We start from the raw sequence: 24,022 nt of genomic DNA, 5'->3' as shown, positions 1-24,022 counted from the left end.
TAAAATTTGTTTATGCAAAAAGAAGGAGAAAGACTGATTCCTATCAACATTGTTGATGAAATGAAGTCATCTTATATCGATTATTCGATGTCCGTTATCGTTTCAAGAGCGTTGCCGGATGTAAGAGATGGCTTGAAACCCGTTCATAGAAGAGTGCTTTATGGTATGTATGGATTAGGGGTTTTTTCTAATAGAAAATATTTAAAATCTGCAAGAATCGTTGGGGATGTTTTAGGTAAATATCACCCACACGGAGACTCCTCTGTATATGACGCAATGGTAAGAATGGCTCAGGAATGGAGCTTGCGTTATCCTCAGGTTGACGGACAGGGTAACTTCGGTTCAATGGACGGTGACCCTCCTGCGGCAATGCGTTATACCGAAGCAAGATTGAAGAAAATCTCAGATGAGGTTCTTTCAGACTTAGATAAAGAAACAGTTGATTTTCAGAATAACTTTGATGACAGTTTGCAGGAACCGACTGTAATGCCTACTAAAATTCCAAACCTTTTGGTGAACGGAACTTCAGGGATTGCAGTAGGTATGGCTACGAATATGGCCCCACACAACTTATCAGAGGCTGTAGATGCAATTTGTGCTTATATCGACAATAGAGAAATTACTATTGATGAATTGATGCAGCATATCATTGCTCCGGATTTCCCAACTGGCGGTATCATTTATGGATATGACGGAGTAAGAGATGCATTCCATACAGGAAGAGGAAGAGTAGTCTTGAGAGCTAAAGTAAGTTTCGAAGAAATAGGAAACAGAAATGCAATCATCGTTACGGAAATTCCTTACCAGGTCAACAAAGCTGAAATGATTGCCAGAACAGCAGAGTTGGTGAAAGACGAAAAAATCCCTGGAATTTATGAAATTAGAGATGAGTCCGACAGAAAGGGTCTTCGTGTTGTTTATGAATTGAAAAACGACGCAATTCCTAATGTTGTATTGAACTTATTATACAAATATACTGCGCTTCAGACTTCTTTCAGTGTAAACAATATTGCATTGGTACACGGAAGACCGGAACAGCTGAATTTAAAAGATATTATCCATCATTTCGTTGATCACAGACACGAAGTGATTGTAAGAAGAACGGAATACGAGCTTAGAAAAGCCAAAGAAAGAGCCCACATCTTAGAAGGCTTTATGAAGGTGATCGGTTCTCAGGAATCGTTGGATAAAGCCATTTCTATTATCCGTCATAGCTCAACACCTCAGGAAGCGAAAGAAGGATTGATTTCGGAATTCGATCTTTCTGAAATCCAGGCTCAGGCTATCCTTGATCTTCGTCTTGCCCGTCTTACAGGAATGGAGCTTGACAAGATCCGAGATGAGTATGAGGCAATCATGAGGGAAATCCGTGATTTGGAAGATATTTTGGCTAATGAAGGCAGAAGATATCAGATCATCAAAGATGAATTAATCGAAGTTAAAGAAAAATACGGAGACGAAAGAAGAACAGAAATCGATTACTCTGGAGGAGAAATGTCAATTGAAGACATCATCCCGAATGAATCAGTGGTTCTTACGATTTCTCATGCGGGATACATCAAGAGAACATCACTTTCGGAATACAAAATCCAAAGTAGAGGTGGTGTAGGAAACAGAGCAGCAACGACAAGAGATGAAGATTTCTTAGAATATATCGTTTCTGCGACCAACCATCAGTATATGTTATTCTTTACGGAAAAAGGAAGATGTTACTGGTTAAGAGTATTTGAGATTCCTGAAGGATCTAAAACAGCTAAAGGTAGAGCAGTTCAGAACTTGATCAATATTGAACCTGATGATAAGATCAAAGCTTATATCAGAACAAATAACCTGAAAGATTCCGAGTATGTAAACCAGATGAGTGTTGTAATGGTTACTAAAAATGGTACCATTAAGAAGACATCACTTGAAGCCTATTCAAGACCGAGAGTTAATGGAGTGAATGCAATTGAGATCAGGGATAATGACCAGTTGTTAGGAGCTTATTTAACGAACGGTACCTCTCAGATCATGATCGCTACGAAAAATGGTAAATGTATCCGTTTCCCTGAAGAAAAAGTAAGGGAAGTAGGTAGAGGCTCTATCGGAGTTCGAGGTATTGCTCTTGAGGATAATGATGAGGTTATTGGTATGATTGTTGTGAATGATGTGGAGAATGAAACCGTTCTTGTAGTTTCTGAAAAAGGATATGGAAAGAGAACGGCGGTAGAAGATTACAGAATTACCAACAGAGGAGGGAAAGGAGTAATTACCCTGAATATTACCGAAAAAACAGGAAACCTGATTGCTATTCAGAATGTAACTGATGAGGATGGATTGATGATCATCAATAAATCCGGAGTCGCCATCAGAATGGGAATGGATGAAATGAGAGTAATGGGAAGAAATACTCAAGGAGTAAGAGTAATCAATCTTAAGAAAAATGACGAAATTGCTGCCATTGCAAAAGTAGCAATGGATAAAGAAGTGGAAGAAGATTCTGAGGAAAATGAAGAAGGTTCTGAAACGGCAGCTGATAACCAGGAAAACAATGTAACACCTCAGGCTGGAAATGAAAACCCGGCAGAGGAAACTGAAAATTCTGATTCTGAAGAATAAATTGTACAATAATATAAAATAGTGATTATGAAAAAGCTAATTTTAGGTTTAGCAATCGTTTCATCAGCTTTTCTTTTCGGACAGAAGGAAGATGTGAATGCTAAGCTACAAAGCGCTAATAAAGCAGCTATGGATGCATACAATGCCAAAAACTATACTGCTGCGGCTCCTAAGTTTTTAGAAGTTTACAACTTATTGAAAACCAATGGGCAGGAAGATAAAATATACATGTATTATGCTGGGATCAGCTATGCTTTAGCTAATAATAGTGATGAAGCTATTAAAATCTATACAGATCTGATTAATTCAGGATATACAGGTGTTCAGACCAACTATACTGCGAAAGAGAAAAAATCAGGGCAGGTTTCTACATTTGATAAAAATACTTGGGAAATGTTGAAGAAATCTTCAGATTATACAGATTTCAAAACAGAACAGACTCCAAGTGTTGAGCCAGAATTATATGAAACGTTAACAACTTTGCTTCTTAATGCCAAAAAGAATGATGAAGCTGCAGCAATCATTGAAAAAGGATTGGCTAAATATCCTAATAATACAAAATTGAAAGATGCTCAGGGAACTGCCTATTACCAATCAGGTAATACAGATAAGTTTGTTGCTACATTAAAAGAGCAGTTAGCTAAAAACCCCAATGATGCAACCAACTGGTATAATTTAGGAGTAATGCAGTCTAAAAATCCTGCAACCTCTGCTGACGCTGAAGCATCATTCAAAAAGGCAATTGAACTTAAACCTGATATGGCCAATGCTCACCAAAATTTAGTGTACACGATTATTGGTGATGACAGCAAAATTGTAGAAGAAATCAATGCTCTTAGAAAAACGAATGCAGATGAAGCAACTAAAAAAATTCAAATTAGAAAAGACAGATTTGCGAAAGCGTTGCCTTATGCAGAAAAATGGTATCAGGTAGACCCTAACAATATTGATGCTGTTTCTACTTTGAAAGAAATTTATGCTGTAACAAAAAATGCAGCAAAAGTAGCTGAAATGAAAGCTAAAGAAGCAGAGCTTCAGGCAAAGCAACCTAAATAATAAATTAGTTAATATCAACATAAACCGGAACAAGTTGTTCCGGTTTTTTTATTTTATCAGGAACTCAATTTGAATAAATTCGGGTGATTTATCATCAATTTTAAATGTTAAAATTCTTTGCAATTCCGTATCTTTGAGAAAAATTTTTACAAAATGATCGAGTGGAAAACCGCTAAAGAATACGAGGATATTACTTACAAAAAGTGTAACGGTGTAGCAAGAATTGCTTTCAACAGACCCGAAATTCGTAACGCTTTCAGACCTAAAACTACTTCAGAATTATATGATGCTTTTTATGATGCTTATGAAGATCCTTCTATAGGTGTCGTTTTGCTTTCAGGAGAAGGGCCTAGTCCAAAGGACGGAGGTTGGGCTTTCTGCAGTGGAGGTGACCAAAAAGCCAGAGGACATCAAGGATATGTAGGAGAAGATGGAAGACACCGTTTGAATATTTTGGAAGTTCAGCGGCTGATCCGTTTTATGCCTAAAGTAGTGATTGCCGTAGTTCCGGGTTGGGCAGTTGGCGGTGGTCATTCACTTCACGTTGTCTGTGATCTTACATTAGCCAGTGAAGAACATGCTATTTTCAAGCAAACCGATGCAGATGTTACTAGTTTTGATGGAGGGTATGGTTCAGCATATCTTGCTAAAATGGTTGGACAGAAAAAAGCCCGTGAAATTTTCTTTTTAGGTAGAAATTATTCTGCTCAGGAAGCTTTCGAAATGGGTATGGTCAACAAAGTGGTTCCTCATGCTGAATTAGAAGATACAGCTTATGAATGGGCTCAGGAAATTCTTGCAAAATCTCCTACGTCCATCAGAATGCTAAAATTCGCTATGAACCTTACTGATGATGGAATGGTGGGACAACAGGTTTTTGCAGGAGAAGCAACACGTTTGGCTTACATGACAGACGAAGCAAAAGAAGGAAGAAACGCTTTCCTGGAAAAAAGAAAACCTAATTTCGGAGAAGATCAATGGATATCTTAAACCAATCAAACCAGAAAACTGAGTTTTTTGGTTTTTTTATCAATTAATGGAACCTAAATTTGATAATAAGCAGCTTTTTGACTTAGAAATTCCGGATTTTGAAAATTTGGAACTTACTCCTGTTTCTTCACAATACTTAAAAATCATAATATTCAATAATATTTTATTTTCATTGTTTGTACTTGCCGGATTTTCAGCTACTTATTTTTTCTTTAATCATCAGTTTTCCTTTATTCAGATTTGGACAACTTTTGCTGTCATTGTTTTACTGATAGCTTTTCTCTTTTTAAACACTGTTATTGGCTTTAATTATAGGAAATATGCTGTTCGTGAAAACGATCTGGTTTACCAGCATGGCTGGCTGAAAAGAACTTTGATCATAGTCCCTTTCAATAGAATTCAGCATATTAAGGTTGAGCAGGGATGGTTTTCAAAAATCCTGAGACTGAAATCAGTTTCTGTGTTTACGGCAGGAGTTGACACGGGAGACTTATCAGTTAAAGGATTACCTGAAGAAATTGCGGAGGGAATCAATGATTTGATCCTCAAAAATATCAAGGCTGAAAATGAAGAAAATGGAGCAGGAGTATAATTCTTTTTTTGAGCCTCAAAGACAATCGAAAACAGGAATTTCATTGCTTTTTCTGTATTCTTTAGGGCAAACGGTTAGAAATTCATGGGCATTGATCTTCATATTCTTTTTTAAAAAGAATATCAATATAACCATTATTGCTCTTACAATCCTTGCAATTTTTATTCTGCTAATTGTTTCAGCGGTTTTAAAATATTACAATTTCAAATATTACATCGATCCGAAAAATGAAGAATTTATAATTCATCAGGGAATTATTAATAAATCAACTATTAAAATCAAAAAAGACAATATTCAGGAAGTTAATATCTCTCAACCTTTTATTCACCGGATTTTTAATATTTATAAATTAGAAATTGATACACCAGGAAGTTCTGAAAAAGAAATTTCTATCTCTGCTCTTTCTCATCAGAATGCGGTAGATTTAAAGAAATATCTTCTTACAGAAAACAACATTAAAATAGAGAATAGAGTAGACTTTAATGAAGAAGAGGCCAAAAACAAAACAATTACTATTTCCACTCTCAGCCTATTAAAGTATGGATTTACCGCGAATTATGTTCAAAGTTTCTTCGCTTTAATAAGTTTAGGAATTTACGGGATTTATCAAATCAATGATTTATTGGATAAAGCTGAATTTGAAGCAAGACTTGATTATGAACAATTAAGCTCAAAGCTTATGGCTTTTTCAATTCCTGTCATTGGCGGATTGATAGTTGTTGTAATTGTTCTAGGAGTGTTCATCAATGTAATTCGGACGCTTATCCGCTACTATAACTTTAAAATTGTTGAAAATGATCATCGCTTCTCATTGGAATATGGCTTATTCAGCACCAAAAACTCTATTGTAACCAAAAATAAAGTACAGGTCATTACCGAAACCCAAAACTGGATTCAGAAAAAGCTGAATGTTTCTTTTGTTAAGTTTCTCCAGATTGGGAAAAAGGATGAAGATGAAAAAAATATATCGGCAATTCCGGGGATCCATAAAAGCGAAAAAGAAAAGTTTATTTTTTCCATTTGGCAACAGGAACCTGAATTTAAAGAAGCCCTTCAGCCGAATTTCAGGTTGCTTATCTTCAACAATATCAAATGGATTATTCTTCCATTAATTTTAGTCTTTATTTTTGATAAGACTCTGTTTGCGGATTACGGTTGGATTGTTGCGCTGTACTGCATGATAGCGGAATTATTCTTAATCATCTCGTTTTTACATCTCAGACTTTATTACAATGAAAGATTCATCAAACTGAAATCTGGAATCTGGGATATAGATTACAAGACTTTTGAGATAGAAAAACTTCAGACTGTGAAAATTTCTCAGTATTTTTGGCAAAGAAAAGCCAACCTAGGGACAATCACTTTATATACGTCTGCAGGGAAGTTCGGATTTTCGGGAGTAGACTTTATAAAAGCAAAAAAGCTTTTGAATTATATTATTTATAAAATAGAAATATCTAAAAATTATTCAAAGTAATGTCAGATTGGATAAAAGCCGCAAGGCTGAGAACACTGCCGCTTTCATTAAGCGGAATTATTATGGGAGCTTTCATTGCTAAATGGAGACTCTACGGTGAAGGCGGGATATGGGACTGGAAAATATTTGCATTAGCGCTTTTAGTTACTTTGTTATACCAGATCTTATCAAACTATGCCAATGATTATGGAGACGGGGTAAAAGGAACTGATGCCAAAAGAATCAATGAAGCAGAATCCAGAGCTGTTGCTTCAGGAAAGATTACAGCGAAACAAATGAAAAATGCGGTAATTCTTTTTTCCCTATTGTCTTTTGTGGCCACTGTTGCTTTATTATACGTTGCTTTCATTCCCAAATATATGAATGAATTCTATATTTTTATAGGATTGGGGGTAGCGAGTATTTTGGCGGCAATTGGGTATACAGTAGGAAAGAAACCTTACGGATATATGGGATTGGGAGACCTTTTCGTATTTATCTTTTTCGGATTGGTTTCGGTTTGCGGAAGCTATTTTCTATTTACTAAGACTTTCAGCTGGGATATGCTGCTTCCGGGAACAGCAATTGGAATGATGAGTATGGCGGTTCTCAACCTTAATAATATGAGAGATATTGAAAGCGACAGGTTATCAGGAAAAAATAGTTTGGCTTTGAGATTAGGCTTTAAAAATGCCATGATCTATGAAATCATCCTATTGCAGCTTCCTTTGATCCTGATCCTTATATTCTTTGGTGTGAATGGTTTCTTCCAGACTCAGCAATATTACGTTTTCATTGTTATGATCTTATTGCTTCCTTTGATGAAATTGAGAAGAAAAATAATGTCTGTAAAAGAACCCAAAGAACTGGATCCGTTTTTAAAACAGGTAGGAATCATGACCTTTATGATGGCGGTTCTTACTGCTTTCGGACTTAATTATTTTAATTAAAAAATTACAAAATGAGTGCTACAATTTACGTGGAAGCTCAAATGCTTATCAGAAAACCGGTTGAAGATGTTTTTGAGGCATTCATCAACCCTGACGTGACAACTCATTTCTGGTTCACCCAATCCACCGGAAGATTAGAAGAAGGAAAAACGGTTACCTGGAAATGGGAGATGTATAATGCAGAATCAAATGTAAAAGTCCATCAGATTATTCCGAATAAGTTGATTCAAACAGAATGGGGAGATCCTGCAACAAACGTAGATTATGAGTTTAAAGAAATGGAGAAGGGAACACTTGTAGTGATCAAAAGTTATGGATTTACCCAAACTGGTGATGATCTTGCAAGAATCATTAACGATAATACTGGCGGCTTCACTACTGTTCTGGATGGCTGCAAAGCTTATTTAGAGCATGGAATCAAATTGAATTTAATAGAAGATAAATTTCCACAGAAATAATAAAAAATGAAAATACAATTCTTAGGACAAAACTGTTTTTTGTTTACTTATAAAGACAAAACCATTTTGAGCGATCCTTTCTATAATTATCAGAAAGATCAGTCAGGATTCGACATTACCGCTCAGAAAATAGATTATATCTTATTAACGCATGCTCATGGAGATCATATTGCAGATGTAGAAGACGTATTACAGCATCATCCTGATGCAACCCTTATTGCGGTTCCTGAAATCTGCGGATATTTCAGAAATGCTAAAAATACAGATGATGTAAATTTAGGAGGATCTGCAAAAATCGACGATCTTAAGATTTCCATGGTTCCGGCTCATCATACAAGTTCTTTCCCGGATGGAAGTTACGGCGGCGTTCCTGTAGGATATATCTTCAGGCTTCCGGAAGGCAAAAATATCTATTTGGCAGGTGACACCGGAGTAATGGCAGATATGGAATTATTCCCGAGATTATTCGGAAACATTGATTTGTCTATTTTACCAATTGGAAGTCATTATACAATGTGTCCGAGAAAAGCCGCTTTTGCCGCAGCAGAATTATTGAAAACTCCAAAAGTAATCGGATGCCATTTTGATACATTCCCGCCAATTAAAATCAATCATGAAAGTGCATTACAGCATTTCAGTGATAAAAATGTGGAACTTGTTTTACCGAAATTGGGAGAGGAGTTTGAATTTTAAACTATAGGAAATAAAAAATGGCAAGCTATCTACATCACACCGCTACGACCGATTACCTTTGCTGCGTTCCCACCCTGGAGGATTCTCAGGAGCTGGTTGTGTAGGACTTGCCGGTGCAAAGATAGGAATTAATTATAAATTTGAAAATATTATAGAGAAAAAATAGTCTGAAAAATGCTTTAGTAATGCTAAATTGCTGAAATTAAGAGCAATAATTTTTCAGAAATTTTTCTAACATCACATTATGACGAAGAGTCCATCCACATTAGGAATTATACTTTTTATAGCCACTATGATTGTTTTTTTCATAGTATATTACTTTTTTTCGGGGATCAATTATTTTGATACCTCACTTAAAATCAATGCATTCCTTTTACCTGTCTTATATGCGGGCACCGCATTTTGGTCAGTAAAATCATATTGGAACAATCATAGAGTTGTTACATTCAGAGAAGCTTTCAAAAGAGCGTTTGTTCCTATGTTCATAGGAGGAATTCTTTCTGTTTTCAGCATCTATGTCTTCTTTAATTTTGCAGACACGGATGCTAAAAAACTCTTGAACTATCAGTATGTACAGAGACAAAAATCAGAACTGGATAAAGAATATGTTTCGGCCAGAAAGATATTGAAACATCAGAAAGATATTGACGAATTAGATCAAAAATACAAAGAAAGAAGTCAGAGTTTCACTCCTGAAGCTGTCAAAGGAAAAGATATGTTCACAGCTAGTCATTTTTCCGGATATTTTGCGGCAATTCTTATATTTTACGTAGTTTTGTCACTGTTTTTCGGTGCGTTTTTCAGAACAAAAACAATTTACCAGGAAACAACCAATCAAGAAGAATAATTTTTACCAACATTAAATGAATTTATCTATAGTTATTCCGTTATTGAATGAAGAAGCTTCTCTGGAAGAGCTTTTTTCAAGAATTGATAATGTTTGTACCACAAACAACTTATCATATGAAATATGGTTCGTAGACGATGGAAGTACAGACTTATCATGGAATATCATCGAAAATCTAAAAATACAATATCCTCAGATCCACGGAATTAAATTTTCCAGAAATTATGGAAAATCACAAGCCCTTCATGCTGCCTTTGAAAGAGCAAATGGGGAAGTGGTCATTACGATGGATGCCGATCTTCAGGACTTTCCGGAAGAAATCCCGGAACTGTACAACATGGTTATTGAAGATAATTACGACATTGTTTCCGGATGGAAAAAGAAACGTTTTGATAATGTCATGACGAAAAATGTTCCATCAAAGCTTTTCAATGCTGCAGCCAGAAAAGTATCCGGAGTTTATCTTCATGATTTCAACTGCGGTTTGAAAGCTTACAAAAAGCAAGTGGTAAAATCCATTGATGTATACGGAGACATGCACCGATATATTCCTGTTTTGGCTGCCAATGCAGGTTTCAGAAGAATCACAGAGAAAGAAGTGCAACATCAGGCAAGACCTTACGGAACTTCAAAATTCGGAACAGAAAGATTCATTCGTGGATTTTTGGACCTCGTAACCCTTTGGTTTGTAAGTCGTTTCGGAGGAAGGCCAATGCATTTCTTCGGAGCCGTAGGGACATTGATGTTTATCGTGGGATTTCTTTCTGCACTTTGGTTGGGAATCTCCAAATTAATTGACGTTTCCAAAGGAATTTATGGACATCTGATTACCAGTAATCCTTGGTTTTACATTGCCTTAACCATGATGATCATGGGGACACTGCTTTTTATAGCAGGATTTTTAGGAGAAATGATCATCAGAACTAACAGAGAGCATAAGAACTATAATATAGATGAAGTTATTTAATATGAGAAATATCTTATACGGAATTGCTGTTTTTACATTAGTTTCTTGTGGGAAAATATCGCCAAAAGGAAATATTGAATCCAAAAACATTGACATTTCTGAATTTTCCAGTTTGGATATGGAAGGTAAATTCCGTGTGTTTTATGCAAGAGGAACAAAAAATTTTGTTGAAATAGAAACCTATCCGAATATTGCTAATAATTTGGATGTTGATGTAAAAGATAAAACGCTTTTCATTAAAGAAAAAAGAGGAACAAAAGGTGTAGATTTTTATAACGTAACCATTTACTCTAAATATAATCTTGAAAAAATTTCCATTGCAGACTCAGTGGAAATGAACATTTCAAGCGTAATAAAAACCGATAATTTTAAGCTCAATTTGAAAAATAACGCTACTTTTATGGGTTCAGTGAATACAAGAAGAGCAGAAGTGGATATGCAGAACAGAAGTAGAGCTAATTTTCTTGGTTTCACCAAAGAGGCAGTAATCAAAATCTCTGATACAGCGAGTTTGATTGCTCCTTACTGGAAAATCGATAACTTGAATATTGATTCCAAAAACGGGAATTATGCTGAAGTGAATGTAAAAGATTCTTTGAAAGGACACATTCAGAACACTGCCAAATTTTTGTATTATAATGAGCCAATTCGTGCTTTTAAAATTGATAAAGGTACGAGAGTGGAGAATAAGAAATTGGACTAATAGTCTTCTGTCATTCAGAGCGAAACAAAGTGTAGCGAAGAATCTCTTATCAAAGATTTTTCGTTCCTTAGATACTATAAACTGGAATAACAAATTATTAAAGAGCAAAAATATAATATGACAACATTAGAAAAAGCAAAACTTTGGTTAAGTGAAACCTTTGATCAGGAAACAAGAGATGCCGTTCAATTGTTGATTGACAGTAATTCTCCTGACCTGGAAGACTCTTTTTACAGGGAACTGGAATTTGGAACAGGAGGAATGAGGGGAATTATGGGTGTTGGAACCAATCGTTTAAATAAATATACGTTAGGTCAGGCTACACAAGGACTTGCGAACTATATGCTCAAGCAGTTTCAAGATGAAGAAATTAAAGTAGCGATTGCTTATGATGTTCGAAATAACTCAAAAGAATTCGGAAAATTAGTAGCTGATGTTTTAACAGCTAACGGAATCAAAGTGCTTCTTTTTAAGAATCACAGACCGACTCCTGAATTATCCTTTACGGTTCGTGACAAAAACTGTAACGGAGGAATCGTATTAACGGCCTCTCACAACCCACCGGAATATAACGGGTATAAAGTATATTGGAATGATGGGGCACAAATTGTTCCGCCACACGATGAAGCTATCATCAATGAAGTATATTCCGTGAAATTTGAAGAAATCAAATTCAATGGCAATGATGACCTGATCGAATGGATCGGAGAAGAGCAGGATGATGTGTATATTGATGCTTGTATTGAAAACTCAACGTATCAGAATGTGGGAAAAGAAAACTTGAATATCGTTTTTACTTCTATTCATGGGACAACCTATACAACCGTTCCTAAAGCTTTGGAAAAAGCGGGCTTCAAGAAAATTGACCTGGTAAAAGAACAAATGATCCCAAGTGGGAATTTCCCTACGGTAGATTCTCCAAACCCGGAAGAACCGGCAGCGTTGGAAATGGCGATGGATCTGGCAAAGATCACCAATGCAGATATCGTTATCGGAACAGATCCGGATGGTGACAGATTGGGAATTGCCGTAAGAAACCTTGACGGCGAAATGCAGTTGTTGAACGGAAATCAAACAAATACTATTCTTACTTATTATATTCTGAACGAATGGAGAAAGCAGGATAGAATAACAGGAAGCGAATTCATTGGTTCTACCATCGTAACATCAGATATTTTCTTTGATATTGCACAGAAATTCGGAGTTCAGTGTAAAGCGGGACTTACAGGATTCAAATGGATCGGTAAAATGATCCGTGAAGCGGAAGGAAAAGAAAAGTTTGTTTGTGGTGGGGAAGAAAGTTTCGGATTTATGACCGGAGATTTCGTTCGTGATAAAGACTCTTGCGGAAGTATTGTGCTGGCTTGCGAAATTGCAGCCTGGTGCAAAGCCAACGGAAGAACGATGTACCAATACCTGATCGAGATCTATCAAGAAGTGGGAATGTACTATGAAGGATTGGTAAACCTGGTAAGAAAAGGAAAAGACGGAGCTGAAGAGATCCAGAATATGATGAAAAACTTCCGTGAAAATCCTCCAAAAAAATTGGCAGGCTCATTGGTGGAAGAAGTAAAAGATTTCAAGGAACAAACCAATTTTGTTGTTTCAAAGAATGAAAAACTGGTGATGAATGATATTCCGAAATCCAATGTATTAATTTATTATACCCAGGATGGAACCAAAGTTTGCGTAAGACCTTCCGGAACAGAGCCAAAAATCAAATTTTATATCTCAGTAAAAGACTCCATCACTTCCGAAGCGGATTTCAGAGACAAATTACAGACACTGGAAGCTAAAATAGAAGAAGTGAAAAGAGATCTTCAATTAACATAAAGGAATAATTAAAAAGGGCTTAGGAATTAGGCTTTAGGGTTCAGATCAAAACAACTGTAAAGTCTAACTTCTAATTGCTAAACATCTAATATCTAAATTAAATAAAAAGTGAAAGTTTCAAAATTAGCGGCGAACCTGATTGGTTCTGAAATTGTAAAAATTGGTAATGAAGTAAATGAGTTAAAGGCAAAAGGAGCAGAAATAGCCAATCTTACTATTGGTGACCTGAATTCCAATATCTACCCGATACCGGCAAAGTTGAAGGAAGAAATTCAAAAAGCTTATCAGAATAATCTAACAAATTATCCGCCTGCGAATGGACTTTTATCTTTAAGAAAAGAAGTTTCCAAAGACTTAAAAAACAGATGGAATCTTGATTATGCATCGAATGATATTTTAATCACTGCAGGTTCAAGACCATTGATCTATGCTGTCTATAAAACCATTGTTGATGAAGGTGACAAAGTAGTTTACCCAACACCATCGTGGAATAACAATCACTATGCATATCTTACTTCAGCAAACGGAGTGGAAGTAAAAACCACTCCTGAAAATAATTTCCTTCCAACGGCAGGTGATTTAAGACCGCATTTGGATGGAGCCGTCTTACTAGCGCTTTGTTCTCCGCTAAACCCTACAGGAACCATGTTCACGAAAGAACAGCTTTCAGAGATCTGCGAATTGGTTTTAGCTGAAAATAAAAAAAGAGGGGAGAATGATAAACCGTTATACCTGATGTATGACCAGATTTATTCCAACCTTACCTTTGGAGCAAAACATTATGACCCGGTTTCCCTTTTCCCGGAAATGAAAGAATACACTGTTTATATCGACGGAATTTCCAAGTGCCTTGCAGCAACGGGAGTTCGTGTAGGATGGGGATTTGGTCCGGCTCATATCATTGACAAAATGAAAGCGCTTCTTACACACGTTGGGGCTTGGGCACCAAAACCTGAGCAGGAAGCTACTGCAAAATTCTATGAAACCCCTGAAAACGTGGATACTTTCGTAGAAGATTTTAAAGCAAAGCTTGAAGCAAGTTTGAAAGTTCTTCACAACGGAATCCAAAACTTAAAAGGAAAAGGATTAGCCGTAGAAAGTATTGAGCCGATGGGTGCACTTTACCTTACCATCAAATTAGATTACATCGGAAAAACAAAACCGGATGGATCGGTTATTGAAAATTCATCAGATTTGGTATTCTACCTGATCAATGAAGCTGGAGTGGCTTTAGTACCATTCTCAGCATTTGGAGAAGATAAATCTGAGCCTTGGTTTAGAGCTTCAGTAGGAGGTTTGGCTATTGATGAAATTGAAGTGATGATGCCGAAACTGGAGAATGCATTAAACAATTTGAAATAAAAGATTCATTGAATAATGAAGTTTCCCAGAAAGTCTTTTCTTGAAACTAAACTTTTATGTTACTCAACATTAGCTATTATTGTTTTAGTGATTTTAAGTGTTTGGATTTCGGGAAAAGATTCTCATCGTTCTTTATTTCAGAATTCCATATTATCAACATCCATTATAGCTGGAGCATTTTTTTTATTTATCAGCTTAGGGTTATACTATGGACTGAAATTGAAAGATAACATCGGAAGCATATTCAATAAAGAAAGAATAAAGAAAGCATATCCCGAAAATATTCCATCGTTTGAAGGTGGCGGAAACTTTGATCTTTCTGTTGATGGTGGTGATGAGGGATGTCTTGGAGTTATAGTTGCCATTGTTTTGTGGATTTTAGCTGCAATTATTATTGCAGTTGTTTTATATTTTTTAGGCTTTTTATTTTGGATTACAGTTTTGCTTTTAACAGCAATGCTTTATTGGATTTTCTTTCGTGCTTTACGTTTGGTATTTAAAAATTCAAAATACTGTAAAGGAAACTTATTAAAAAGTCTGGGATTTGGATTCTTTTATTCATTTCTATATGTTTCATGGATCTATGGAGTTATTTTTTTAGCTAATTATATAACTCATCATTAATAGCTTATAATATGAAAATAATCGCAGTTATTCCCGCCCGTTACGAAGCAAGCCGTTTTCCAGGAAAACTAATGCAGATTTTAGGAGAAAAAACGGTAATTACAACGACGTATCAAAATGTTGTTGAAACAGGTTTATTCAATGAAGTTTTTGTAGCAACAGATTCTGAAATTATTTTTAATGAAATTGAAAATAACGGTGGAAAAGCTGTTATGACAGGGCAGCATGAAACAGGAAGCGACCGTATTGCTGAAGCTGTACAGAATATAGATTGCGATATTGTGATCAACGTCCAAGGAGATGAACCTTTCCTGAAATTAGAGCCTCTTCAACAATTAATTGAAGTATTTAAAGAAGATCACAACCAGGAAATATCTTTAGCTTCTTTAAAAATAAAACTTACGGAAAAAGAAGAAATTGAAAACCCGAATAACGTAAAAGTCATTACAGATAATAATGGATTCGCTCTATACTTCAGCCGTTCTGTAATTCCTTTTCACAGAGAGGTTTCTTATGATGTAGATTATTTTAAACATATCGGGGTATACGCTTTCAGAAAGCATGCTTTGCTACAGTTTTCAAAACTGGAAATGAAACCATTGGAAATATCGGAAAAGATAGAATGCATCCGTTATCTGGAATACGGAATGAAGATCAAAATGATAGAAACCAATTTTATTGGAGTAGGCATAGATACTCCGGAAGACCTGGAAAAAGCAAGAAAGCTAATTTAAGAATATAGCAAAACCGCAAAAGAGTTTAGCCGGCATATCAGCAATTTTATGATTTCACAATTCTGCGATTTCGCGATTTTACAAATTTATGATTTTACTTTTTTGCCTTCCCACAAAAGCCTTATATTTGAATTGATAAAATTGAATTAATGAAGAAATTAGTTTTGGTATTTATTCTCCTGTTTTCACAATTATCTTTTGCACAAACGGCAAAGGAAATTATCGATAAAAATATTGAATTATCCGGAGGATTAACGAATTGGAAGCTGTTAAATTCAGTTTTGCTTCAAGGAAAAGTCATTTTGGGAATTAAAGATGAATACCCGATCAAGATTTACCAGCAACGCCCGAATCTTACTAAAACACTTATTACGATCAATAATAAGGAAACTCCGATTGAAGGATATGATGGCAACAAAGGATATGCGATGAACTATGCAGCCAATAAGCTTCAGGAATATAAAGATTATGTGGCAGAAAGTTTTGATAACGATTTTATAGATTGGGAAAACAAAGGGTTTGAAGCCAAGTATCTCGGAAAGGAGAAAATAGGAAACAATTATTGTCATAAAGTGGAATTGACCAAAAATGTCAATAAGAATATGTATTACTTCGATACGAAAACCTACATGTTGGTAAGAGAAGTAAAGAAAGATGAAACATTGGATTATTCCGACTATAAAAAAGTAGGGAATCTGACAATGCCTTTCAGAATAGAATCTGCAAGCCCGAAAAAGGACGGTGATTATGTAATGCTTCTTAACAGAATTGACATTAACAAAGTATTTCCGGCCAACACTTTTAAGTTTTAAATAACAATAATAAAATATGAAAAAGATTTTTTTAGTACTGCTTTCTTTTGTAGCGTTTTTACAAAGCTGCACCAATCAGAAAAGCGAGATCTCTAAAGCTAAAACCAACGAACTTATGGGAAAAACAATATACGACTTTAAAGTAGAAAGCCTTGATGGCAAAGAAATTAACTTTGCAGATTTTAAAGGAAAAAAAATCCTTATTGTAAATACAGCTTCCGAATGCGGCTTTACCCCACAGTATGCCGATTTGGAAAAAGTATATGAAGATCATAAAGACAAACTGGTAGTGGTAGGTTTCCCTGCTAATAATTTTGGCGGACAGGAACCGGGAACCAATACTGAAATTGGAGCGTTCTGCCAGAAAAATTATGGAGTAACATTCCCTATGGCTGCAAAAGTTTCGGTAAAAGGGGATGATACAGCGCCTATTTTTAAGTATTTAACGGAGAAAGACTTGAACGGAGTAAAAAATACAACCATCCTTTGGAACTTTACCAAATTTTTAGTGGATGAAAATGGTAAATTGATTGATTCCTTCGTAAGTACAACAAAACCTACGGATGAAGCGATTACCAAGTATTTAAAATAAAGCAAAAAGAATTTTTATTTTTACAAGTGGGTTTTAAATCCACTTTTTTATTTTATAGTATTATGAAAAAACTGATAACTATTTTTATTTTAATCCTTTCTATCAAGGGATTTTCACAAGACACTTATTTTTTAGGGAAAACAAATTATTGCACCCCGGAGAAAGAAGATTCAAAGAAAAAGTTTGATGCTGGTATTACGGGATTAAATTTTCCTACTTTATATGGAGGTGTAACAAAAGTTCTATTTAAAGCAATTGAGCAAGATCAAAAGTATTGTGATGCCTATTTTTTAACAGGATATTATTTGCGGTTACAGAATTTACACAAGGAAGCTTTAGTCTTATATTATGCCGCAGATAGTCTTGCTCAAAACAGAGCTCCTATATTTAAGCAGAATCTGGCTATACAGTTTATGAGATTTGGTCAGGTAGATAAAGCGAGGAAAAAGTATGAAGAAATGGTAAAGTATTTTCCGGATAATCCCGAAGGGTATTATGGAATTGCTAATACTTCAATGATTTTAAAAGATTATGATAATGGTCTTGAGAATTTAAAAACCGCCGAAGAAATCTATAGGAAAACAAGTACCGTTAAAGACGATGTAAAATATATGTTTGGCGTTCTGAACAGTTTTAAAGAAAACTATACTGTTGCATTACCTTATTTTGATGATGTATACAACAGCTATAAAAAGGAGGACAATTATTTGGCGCAATATGCTTTAGCTCAAATAAAAGTAGGAAAAGGCAAAAATGATGAAGACCTGATCAAAAAGGCAAACAAAACGTACAGAAAAATTAAAAATAAGAAAGGAATCATTGAAGAGATTTCAAAGCCTCTGAAATTAGAATTTCCTGAATAAAAAAGCCTCAATTGAGGCCTTTTTATTCATTACTCTTTTCTGCAAAACAAAAAATATTCCCCAGTTTTATACTCGAATAGCCGTAACTTTTTATTTTAGAAGATTTGATCATCGCTTTGGCCAAAACATCAGTAGGTAAAGGAGTCTGGCTCTCTAAAAGCCCCAGTTTATTAGCAAATTTAATAATCCTGCTTCCTAAAACCTCACCAACGCGTTCAGAATCTTTTCTTTCCAGCATTCCGGGTTTGAAGATCGTGATCTTATTAAAATGTAATCCTTTTACGGCCTCTTCAAGTTCACCCTTCATTTTAGAATAGAAAATTTTAGATTTGGGATTCGCACCATAGGCGGAAACCAGAATATAATCTTCCACTTCATTTTCTTTGGCAGCTTTGGCAAATTCATATTGATAATTGAAATCCACTTTTCTTTGGGCTTCTTTGCTTCCGGCATCTTTTAAAGTGGTTCCTAAACATGAAAATGCAACATCACCTTTTACAAGATCCCTCCAAGAGGCAGGATTTTCGAAATTCACAACATGTACTTTTAGCTTATCATTCTGAATATTCACAGGTTTTCTCACAAATATATCAACTTCTTCAAAGTCTTTATCGTTGAGTAGTTGATTTACCAAATCTTTTCCTGTAGCACCTGTTGCACCAATGACGAGAGCTTTCATATCAAATTCGGGGTTTTGATTAAATAAAATTCAAGTTTCTCTTTTAAATTTACAAAATTTTAATAATATTGGGAGTTTAAATTTGCAGTTATTCAATAACCATGGACACAAATGAAATTTTAGACTATTGCCTGGCTAAAAAAAGAGTTACTGAAACGTTTCCTTTTGATAGTGAAACACTAGTGATGAAGGTAGGAACGAAAATGTTTTTACTGATTCCTCTTGAAAAACAGCCGCTTTCCATTAACGTAAAAACCGATCCTGAATGGAGTGCGGAACTTCGTGAAAGATATCCACAGATCACAGGAGCATATCATATGAACAAAACGCACTGGAACTCCGTTCTGGTGGATAGATTGAAAAAAGAGCTTATTCTACAGCTTATCGATCAGTCTTATGATCTGGTATTTCAATCACTGACCAAGAAAATTCAAAACACAATTTTAAATTCATAGCATTATACATGAGAAAAGTATTAATTTCCGCAGTCTACTTCCTGTCGGTAAGCGCGTTTGCACAATCCAAAGAGCAGATGAAAACCTGGGAGCTGTTGCTGAACAACAAGAGAGTAGAAGCCAGGAACTTTTATGATAAAAATTTGAAAGACCATAAATCAAAAGATATTGAGTCCCTTTTCCTGGATGCTCTGATTGAGGAGGAAAGCGGAGAGCTGATTTTTGATGAAACGTTCGTTAAAAACTTTATTACCCTTAAGCCGGAAGAAACCTATCTTTACCCTATTTTAAAAAAGAAATTTGTGTTAGGTGATAATGAAGACGGAGGATTGGATGAATATTCATACAAAAAAATAGATCTTCTTGCACAGGATGCACTTTATGGGAATTCACCTACTATCCTTGAAGTTAAAGCAGTTTTAGATAGGAGGAGAAATAATTCTCAGGAAGCCGATAGAGCAATAGATAAGATCAGAAGAATTGATAAATGGCAGTTTGCCGGAGTGTTTGAAAATCTTAACGGCAGTGGATTATATAATGAATATGAACCCGAAACATATGCTAATAATGACAAGCTCTTTAATGCAAACAGTTTTGGAAATGTAGGGTGGTATAACAGAAAATATCCTTCTAACGACGGCTTTGAATTTTTTATCAACGAGCTGGAATACGGAAGAGGGATTGTCTATGCCCAGTCTTTCATAGAAAATCCTGCAGAGAAGAAAATTCTTTTAGAGGTGGATACCAATGCAGAATTCAGGTTATTCCTTAATGATACAGAGATTCTGTCAAGTACCAATGAAGGATACACCAATCTTGGTTCTCATTTGGTAGAAGTTACTCTTCCTAAAGGTATTAACAGGCTTCTCCTGAAGTTTGATGCAAAGAGTTCCAGAAACGCTTTTATGGTTGTTCCTTTTGATACCAATTATCAAAGAGTAACTGACCTGAAATATTTTGACACCTATCAAAGCTATCAGAAAAGTACTTTGGCTCAGTTACAGCCTAAAGAAATTCCATTGCGATATGAGACATTTTTTAAAGAAAAAATCAAGCAGAATCCTAACAGTTTTTTTTATAAGTACCTTTTAACGTCTGGTTATTTGAGTAATTACCAGAATGAGCAGGCTAAAGAACTGATTGATGATTTCCTGAAAACATATCCAAAATCCTCTCTCGTACAGGGATTGCTAACCAATTATTATAACAATATTGAAGATACGGAGAAAGTTTCTGAAGTATTTAAAAATATTGAGCTTAATGATTCCGAGTATTTCCTTGTTCCTATCATGAAAATGAGTGATTGGGATAAATTTGAAAATGCATCCATAAAAGACATTGAAAAATACAGAGATGTATTAGCCAAAACCAAAGCGAAGAATATGTCAGAATTTTTTGATGTAATCATAGCGATGAGAAACAGGGATATAGATAAAGTAAAATCCCACATCAACAATCTGAAGAAAAATTACGGAGTGAATGAGAAATTCTTCGCCGTATTTACTCCATTGGAAGATTTTGATAAAAAAGATCAAAGCGTTACTATTAAGAAATTCGAAGAAGCTTATGAAAAAAGATTAAGTCCGGATGTGATGGAAATGTTGTTCAGCTATTATCAGAAAGCCAACAGGGTAGAAGATCAGAAAAAGATCCTGAAAAAATACATAGAACTATATCCTTCAATCAATACTTTCAGAAGCCAGTATATAGGTTTATTAGAAGATCATGCCCAGAACCAGGAAATTATGAAAGAAGTGGAAGATGCATTAGGCAATTTCCCATATTCTTATACTTTGCTTGCTGAAAAGGCTGAAAACCTGGCCAAGCAGAATAAAAAAGCAGAAGCTGTAAAATTTGCCAAGCTTGCCCTGTCTCACAATACGGAAAATGAAGATATGCATAAGCTGGTGAGAGATCTGGATCAAACAGAAGATGAGATCGATCAGACGGCTATAAAAGACCTTTATAAGCTTATTGCCGACAGAAGGAACAAAGGAACCAAAGGGAAAAAAGGAGTTACCGTGCTTCTGGACGAATATATTGCCAATATCTATCCGGAAGGAGGGTTGAAAAAAAGAAGCACTTATGCCTATGAAATTACCTCTGATAAAGGAATCGAGGAAATGAAAGAATATTACATCAATTATAATGATGATGTCCTGAAATCTGAGATCATAAAACCAGATGGAAATATCATTCCAGGTGAGCAATCTTCCGATCAGATCGTATTTACCAACCTGGCGATCGGTGATGTTATTCTGATCCAGAAAGAAAACCTGGAAAGAAGTGGTGGGAGGTTTTATAAAGATTTTAATTTAAGTTCTTATTTCAATTCGGAATATCCAGTAGTAGAGTCTATTTTTACGGTGATCACTCCTGAAAACATGAGTTATCAGGTGAAGAATAACAATAAAGAGATCAATTCTTCCAAAAAGAAATCAGGAAACAAGTTGTTCCAGACCTGGAAGCTGAATGATCTCCCGGAACTGGATTTAGAAGAATACTATGGTCCGAGTTTTTATGATGCCACGATTTCAGTAACGGCCAATTCCATCAAAACATGGCAGGAAATTGCCAATTGGTATGCTGATGTGACGAAAAAGAGCCTGGTTTCTGATAAGGTAGTGGATAAGGCATTCAAAGAAATATTTCCACAGGGAGTAGCTGGACTGTCAGACACTGAAAAAGCAGAAAAGATCTATAACTATATTGAGAAGAATGTAACCTATAGCTCGGTGGACTTCCGTCAAAGTGGGTATATTCCACAAAAACCGTCCAAAACATTAGTAACCAAATTAGGTGACTGTAAGGATCTTTCCACACTATTTGTGATCTTAGGAAACCAGGCTGGTTTAAAATCCAATCTCGTTCTGGTTCAAACTAATAACAACTCTCCTCAATTATTGTTGTTACCGAACCTGAATTTTAATCATTGTATTGTTAAAGTGAACCTTGATGGTAAGGACACTTATCTCGAAATGACGGATAAATATCTTCCTTTCAATGCAACGGTAAAATCCAATTATAAAGCAAAAGCATTAGTAATTAATGGCAGATCTGCCAATTTAATAGAAATTCCGGTTGATAACAATACAAGGTCCGTGTACAAAACGATCAGTGAGGTAACCGTGAACGGAGACAACCAGAACTTCCTGACTAAGCAATATGTGATGGGAGAGACAAAGAGCTATTTTAATGACTTTTTTCAACCTGAGCAAACGGAAGAATTCCGTAAAAAGGCTATGGAAGAGCAATACGGTTCCGTTCTGGATAAAGTGATCAGCGTGAAAGCCATAAAACTGTTAGAAGGTAAAGATCTTACGGTAAAACCATTGGCATATGAAATTCAGTTTAATGTGAATGACAAGCCGCAGTCAGTGGGAAGCCTCAAAATCATGAAAATTCCTTTTGTAACGAAACCTTTTACCAAAGAAATTATTGCTACGGAAAACAGAAATACGGATATTCAATACACTAAATATGAAAGACAGAATGAATATGTAGAAGAAGTATATCTGAATATTCCTGAAACCATGAAGTTTATTGAAATTCCGGAGAATAAGATATTGGCTTACAACAATTTTAAATATGCGGTCAATTACGAATTGCAGAAAAATAACAGGCTGAAAATCACAAGAACCGCTATTACACCTTGGGATAATATTAAAAAAGAACAATATCCTGAATTTAAAAAATTCGTAGAGGAAGCTATTAATTCTGAAAACCAGATTTTAGGGTATAAATAACAAAGAAAATGCTTATCAAATTGATAAGCATTTTTATTTAAAAATTAAATTCTTCTGTTAATCTTTTATCTTCATCAAGCCTTTCGATCAGCTTTTCAAGACCTTCAAATTTGATTTCTTCGTGTAAAAAATCTCTGAATTTCACAGTAATCTTTTCATCGTAAATATCTTGGTTGAAATCAAGGATATAAACTTCAACGGTTAATTTATCTCCATTCACTGTAGGGTTAGTTCCAACGCTCAGCATTCCTTTATATTGCTGTCCTTTTACAAATACTTCAACAATATAAGCCCCTTTTTTGGGCAGAAGTTTAATAGATTCTGTTTCAATATTAGCGGTAGGATAGCCTATTGTTCTTCCGATCTTCTTTCCATGGGATACAGTTCCGGAAACAGAGTAGGAGTAACCCAGCATTTCATTAGCCTCTTTGATTTTACCTGTTAAAAGGGCATTTCTTATTTTGGTGGAACTTACATTATTTTCATGAATATTAATGGCTTCCATTTGTTCTACTTCAAACCCCAGTTCTTTGGATAATTTCTGAAGTAATTCGAAGTTTCCGCTCTTGTTTTTTCCGAAAGAATGATCATATCCTATAATAAGGTATTTTACATTCAGTTTTTCAACAAGGATCTGCCGTACGAATTCCTCTCCTGTAAGATTCCTGAATTCCTCGTCAAATTCCTTTAAAAATAAATTATTGATGCCATATTTTTCCATCAATAAAGTCTTTTCATCTAATGTATTGAGTAACTTGAGATCTTCATTGGGATTGAAAACAAACCGCGGATGGGGCCAAAATGTAAGAACAGCAGTTTCCAGATGGTTTTCTGTGCCTACTTTTATCAGTTCATCAATAATACATTTATGTCCAAGATGCACCCCGTCGAACATACCTAAAGATAATGCTAGAGACTTCTGGGAAGAATAATCATTAAAATTCTTGAAAACTTTCAAAACGGAAAAAAATTTGAGTGCAAATATAGAGATAATGTAACAATGTATCAATAT

22 protein-coding genes and 1 other RNA gene are annotated in these 24,022 nt (G+C 35.3%); 20 read left to right on the top strand and 3 right to left on the bottom strand.

Annotated features, from left to right (window positions below):
* The first annotated feature begins 12 nt into the window (after positions 1 to 12).
* From gyrA to EGI05_RS02945, 8 genes are all read left to right on the top strand, one after another.
* The gene (gene gyrA, locus EGI05_RS02980; protein WP_123261575.1) at positions 13 to 2,598 is read left to right on the top strand and encodes a DNA gyrase subunit A; all 2,586 of its coding nucleotides are present in this window, start codon (positions 13 to 15) and stop codon (positions 2,596 to 2,598) included.
* Positions 2,599 to 2,625: 27 nt separating this feature from the next.
* A complete protein-coding gene (locus tag EGI05_RS02975; RefSeq protein WP_123261574.1) occupies positions 2,626 to 3,654 on the top strand; it encodes a tetratricopeptide repeat protein in 1,029 nt (342 codons plus the stop codon).
* Between the two features lie 153 nt (positions 3,655 to 3,807).
* Positions 3,808 to 4,644, top strand: a complete 837-nt coding sequence (locus EGI05_RS02970; protein ID WP_123261573.1) for a 1,4-dihydroxy-2-naphthoyl-CoA synthase — start codon at positions 3,808 to 3,810, stop codon at positions 4,642 to 4,644.
* Positions 4,645 to 4,690: 46 nt separating this feature from the next.
* A complete protein-coding gene (locus tag EGI05_RS02965; protein ID WP_123261572.1) occupies positions 4,691 to 5,236 on the top strand; it encodes a PH domain-containing protein in 546 nt (181 codons plus the stop codon).
* The gene (locus EGI05_RS02960) at positions 5,211 to 6,713 is read left to right on the top strand and encodes a PH domain-containing protein (RefSeq protein WP_123261571.1); all 1,503 of its coding nucleotides are present in this window, start codon (positions 5,211 to 5,213) and stop codon (positions 6,711 to 6,713) included. The genes EGI05_RS02965 and EGI05_RS02960 overlap by 26 nt, the downstream gene beginning before the upstream one ends.
* Positions 6,713 to 7,642, top strand: coding sequence for a 1,4-dihydroxy-2-naphthoate octaprenyltransferase (menA, locus tag EGI05_RS02955; RefSeq protein ID WP_123261570.1), 930 nt, complete (start codon positions 6,713 to 6,715; stop codon positions 7,640 to 7,642). The genes EGI05_RS02960 and menA overlap by 1 nt, the downstream gene beginning before the upstream one ends.
* A gap of 11 nt (positions 7,643 to 7,653) precedes the next feature.
* Complete coding sequence (locus EGI05_RS02950) at positions 7,654 to 8,100, top strand: SRPBCC family protein (RefSeq protein WP_123261569.1); 447 nt, start codon at positions 7,654 to 7,656, stop codon at positions 8,098 to 8,100.
* Between the two features lie 6 nt (positions 8,101 to 8,106).
* Complete coding sequence (locus EGI05_RS02945; RefSeq protein ID WP_123261568.1) at positions 8,107 to 8,793, top strand: metal-dependent hydrolase; 687 nt, start codon at positions 8,107 to 8,109, stop codon at positions 8,791 to 8,793.
* A gap of 15 nt (positions 8,794 to 8,808) precedes the next feature.
* Here EGI05_RS02945 and ffs read toward each other — a convergent pair.
* Positions 8,809 to 8,906, bottom strand: an RNA gene (gene ffs / locus EGI05_RS02940) — signal recognition particle sRNA small type.
* 131 nt (positions 8,907 to 9,037) lie between these two features.
* Here ffs and EGI05_RS02935 point away from each other — a divergent pair.
* The 10 genes from EGI05_RS02935 to EGI05_RS02890 all read left to right on the top strand — a co-directional run bounded on the left by EGI05_RS02935 (position 9,038) and on the right by EGI05_RS02890 (position 18,130).
* Positions 9,038 to 9,640 carry a DUF4199 domain-containing protein gene (locus EGI05_RS02935; protein ID WP_123261567.1) on the top strand — a complete coding sequence of 201 codons (603 nt, stop codon included), beginning with the start codon at positions 9,038 to 9,040 and terminating at the stop codon, positions 9,638 to 9,640.
* A 16-nt stretch (positions 9,641 to 9,656) separates the two neighbouring features.
* Positions 9,657 to 10,607 carry a glycosyltransferase family 2 protein gene (locus tag EGI05_RS02930; protein WP_123261566.1) on the top strand — a complete coding sequence of 317 codons (951 nt, stop codon included), beginning with the start codon at positions 9,657 to 9,659 and terminating at the stop codon, positions 10,605 to 10,607.
* Position 10,608: 1 nt separating this feature from the next.
* Positions 10,609 to 11,310 (top strand): GIN domain-containing protein, encoded by a 702-nt coding sequence (locus EGI05_RS02925; RefSeq protein WP_123261565.1) that lies wholly within the window; start codon positions 10,609 to 10,611, stop codon positions 11,308 to 11,310.
* A gap of 117 nt (positions 11,311 to 11,427) precedes the next feature.
* Positions 11,428 to 13,143, top strand: a complete 1,716-nt coding sequence (locus tag EGI05_RS02920; protein WP_123261564.1) for a phospho-sugar mutase — start codon at positions 11,428 to 11,430, stop codon at positions 13,141 to 13,143.
* A 108-nt stretch (positions 13,144 to 13,251) separates the two neighbouring features.
* Positions 13,252 to 14,505 (top strand): pyridoxal phosphate-dependent aminotransferase, encoded by a 1,254-nt coding sequence (locus EGI05_RS02915; RefSeq protein WP_123261563.1) that lies wholly within the window; start codon positions 13,252 to 13,254, stop codon positions 14,503 to 14,505.
* A gap of 15 nt (positions 14,506 to 14,520) precedes the next feature.
* Positions 14,521 to 15,129, top strand: coding sequence for a hypothetical protein (locus EGI05_RS02910; protein WP_123261562.1), 609 nt, complete (start codon positions 14,521 to 14,523; stop codon positions 15,127 to 15,129).
* An 11-nt stretch (positions 15,130 to 15,140) separates the two neighbouring features.
* Positions 15,141 to 15,863, top strand: coding sequence for a 3-deoxy-manno-octulosonate cytidylyltransferase (gene kdsB, locus EGI05_RS02905; RefSeq protein WP_123261561.1), 723 nt, complete (start codon positions 15,141 to 15,143; stop codon positions 15,861 to 15,863).
* A gap of 149 nt (positions 15,864 to 16,012) precedes the next feature.
* A complete protein-coding gene (locus tag EGI05_RS02900; protein WP_123261560.1) occupies positions 16,013 to 16,675 on the top strand; it encodes a histidine kinase in 663 nt (220 codons plus the stop codon).
* 16 nt (positions 16,676 to 16,691) lie between these two features.
* Positions 16,692 to 17,267, top strand: a complete 576-nt coding sequence (locus tag EGI05_RS02895; RefSeq protein ID WP_123261559.1) for a glutathione peroxidase — start codon at positions 16,692 to 16,694, stop codon at positions 17,265 to 17,267.
* 62 nt (positions 17,268 to 17,329) lie between these two features.
* Complete coding sequence (locus EGI05_RS02890; RefSeq protein WP_123261558.1) at positions 17,330 to 18,130, top strand: tetratricopeptide repeat protein; 801 nt, start codon at positions 17,330 to 17,332, stop codon at positions 18,128 to 18,130.
* Positions 18,131 to 18,152: 22 nt separating this feature from the next.
* On the opposite strand, the gene EGI05_RS02885 is transcribed toward EGI05_RS02890, so the two are convergent.
* Positions 18,153 to 18,809 carry an NAD(P)H-binding protein gene (locus tag EGI05_RS02885; protein ID WP_123261557.1) on the bottom strand — a complete coding sequence of 219 codons (657 nt, stop codon included), beginning with the start codon at positions 18,807 to 18,809 and terminating at the stop codon, positions 18,153 to 18,155.
* Between the two features lie 101 nt (positions 18,810 to 18,910).
* Between EGI05_RS02885 and EGI05_RS02880 the strand changes: the two genes are divergently transcribed.
* Together EGI05_RS02880 and EGI05_RS02875 are read left to right on the top strand one after the other, a co-directional pair.
* A complete protein-coding gene (locus EGI05_RS02880; protein ID WP_123261556.1) occupies positions 18,911 to 19,264 on the top strand; it encodes an MmcQ/YjbR family DNA-binding protein in 354 nt (117 codons plus the stop codon).
* An 8-nt stretch (positions 19,265 to 19,272) separates the two neighbouring features.
* Positions 19,273 to 23,010, top strand: a complete 3,738-nt coding sequence (locus tag EGI05_RS02875; RefSeq protein ID WP_123261555.1) for a DUF3857 domain-containing protein — start codon at positions 19,273 to 19,275, stop codon at positions 23,008 to 23,010.
* A gap of 37 nt (positions 23,011 to 23,047) precedes the next feature.
* Here the strand turns inward: EGI05_RS02875 and EGI05_RS02870 are convergent, their stop codons facing one another.
* Positions 23,048 to 23,968, bottom strand: coding sequence for a bifunctional riboflavin kinase/FAD synthetase (locus tag EGI05_RS02870; protein ID WP_123261554.1), 921 nt, complete (start codon positions 23,966 to 23,968; stop codon positions 23,048 to 23,050).
* Positions 23,969 to 24,022: the final 54 nt, after the last annotated feature.

Source organism: Chryseobacterium daecheongense, from assembly GCF_003729955.1.
Classification (GTDB): domain Bacteria; phylum Bacteroidota; class Bacteroidia; order Flavobacteriales; family Weeksellaceae; genus Chryseobacterium; species Chryseobacterium daecheongense.
Note: the sequence above shows the minus strand (reverse complement) of the source record. Positions and strands in the feature narration are given on the sequence as shown.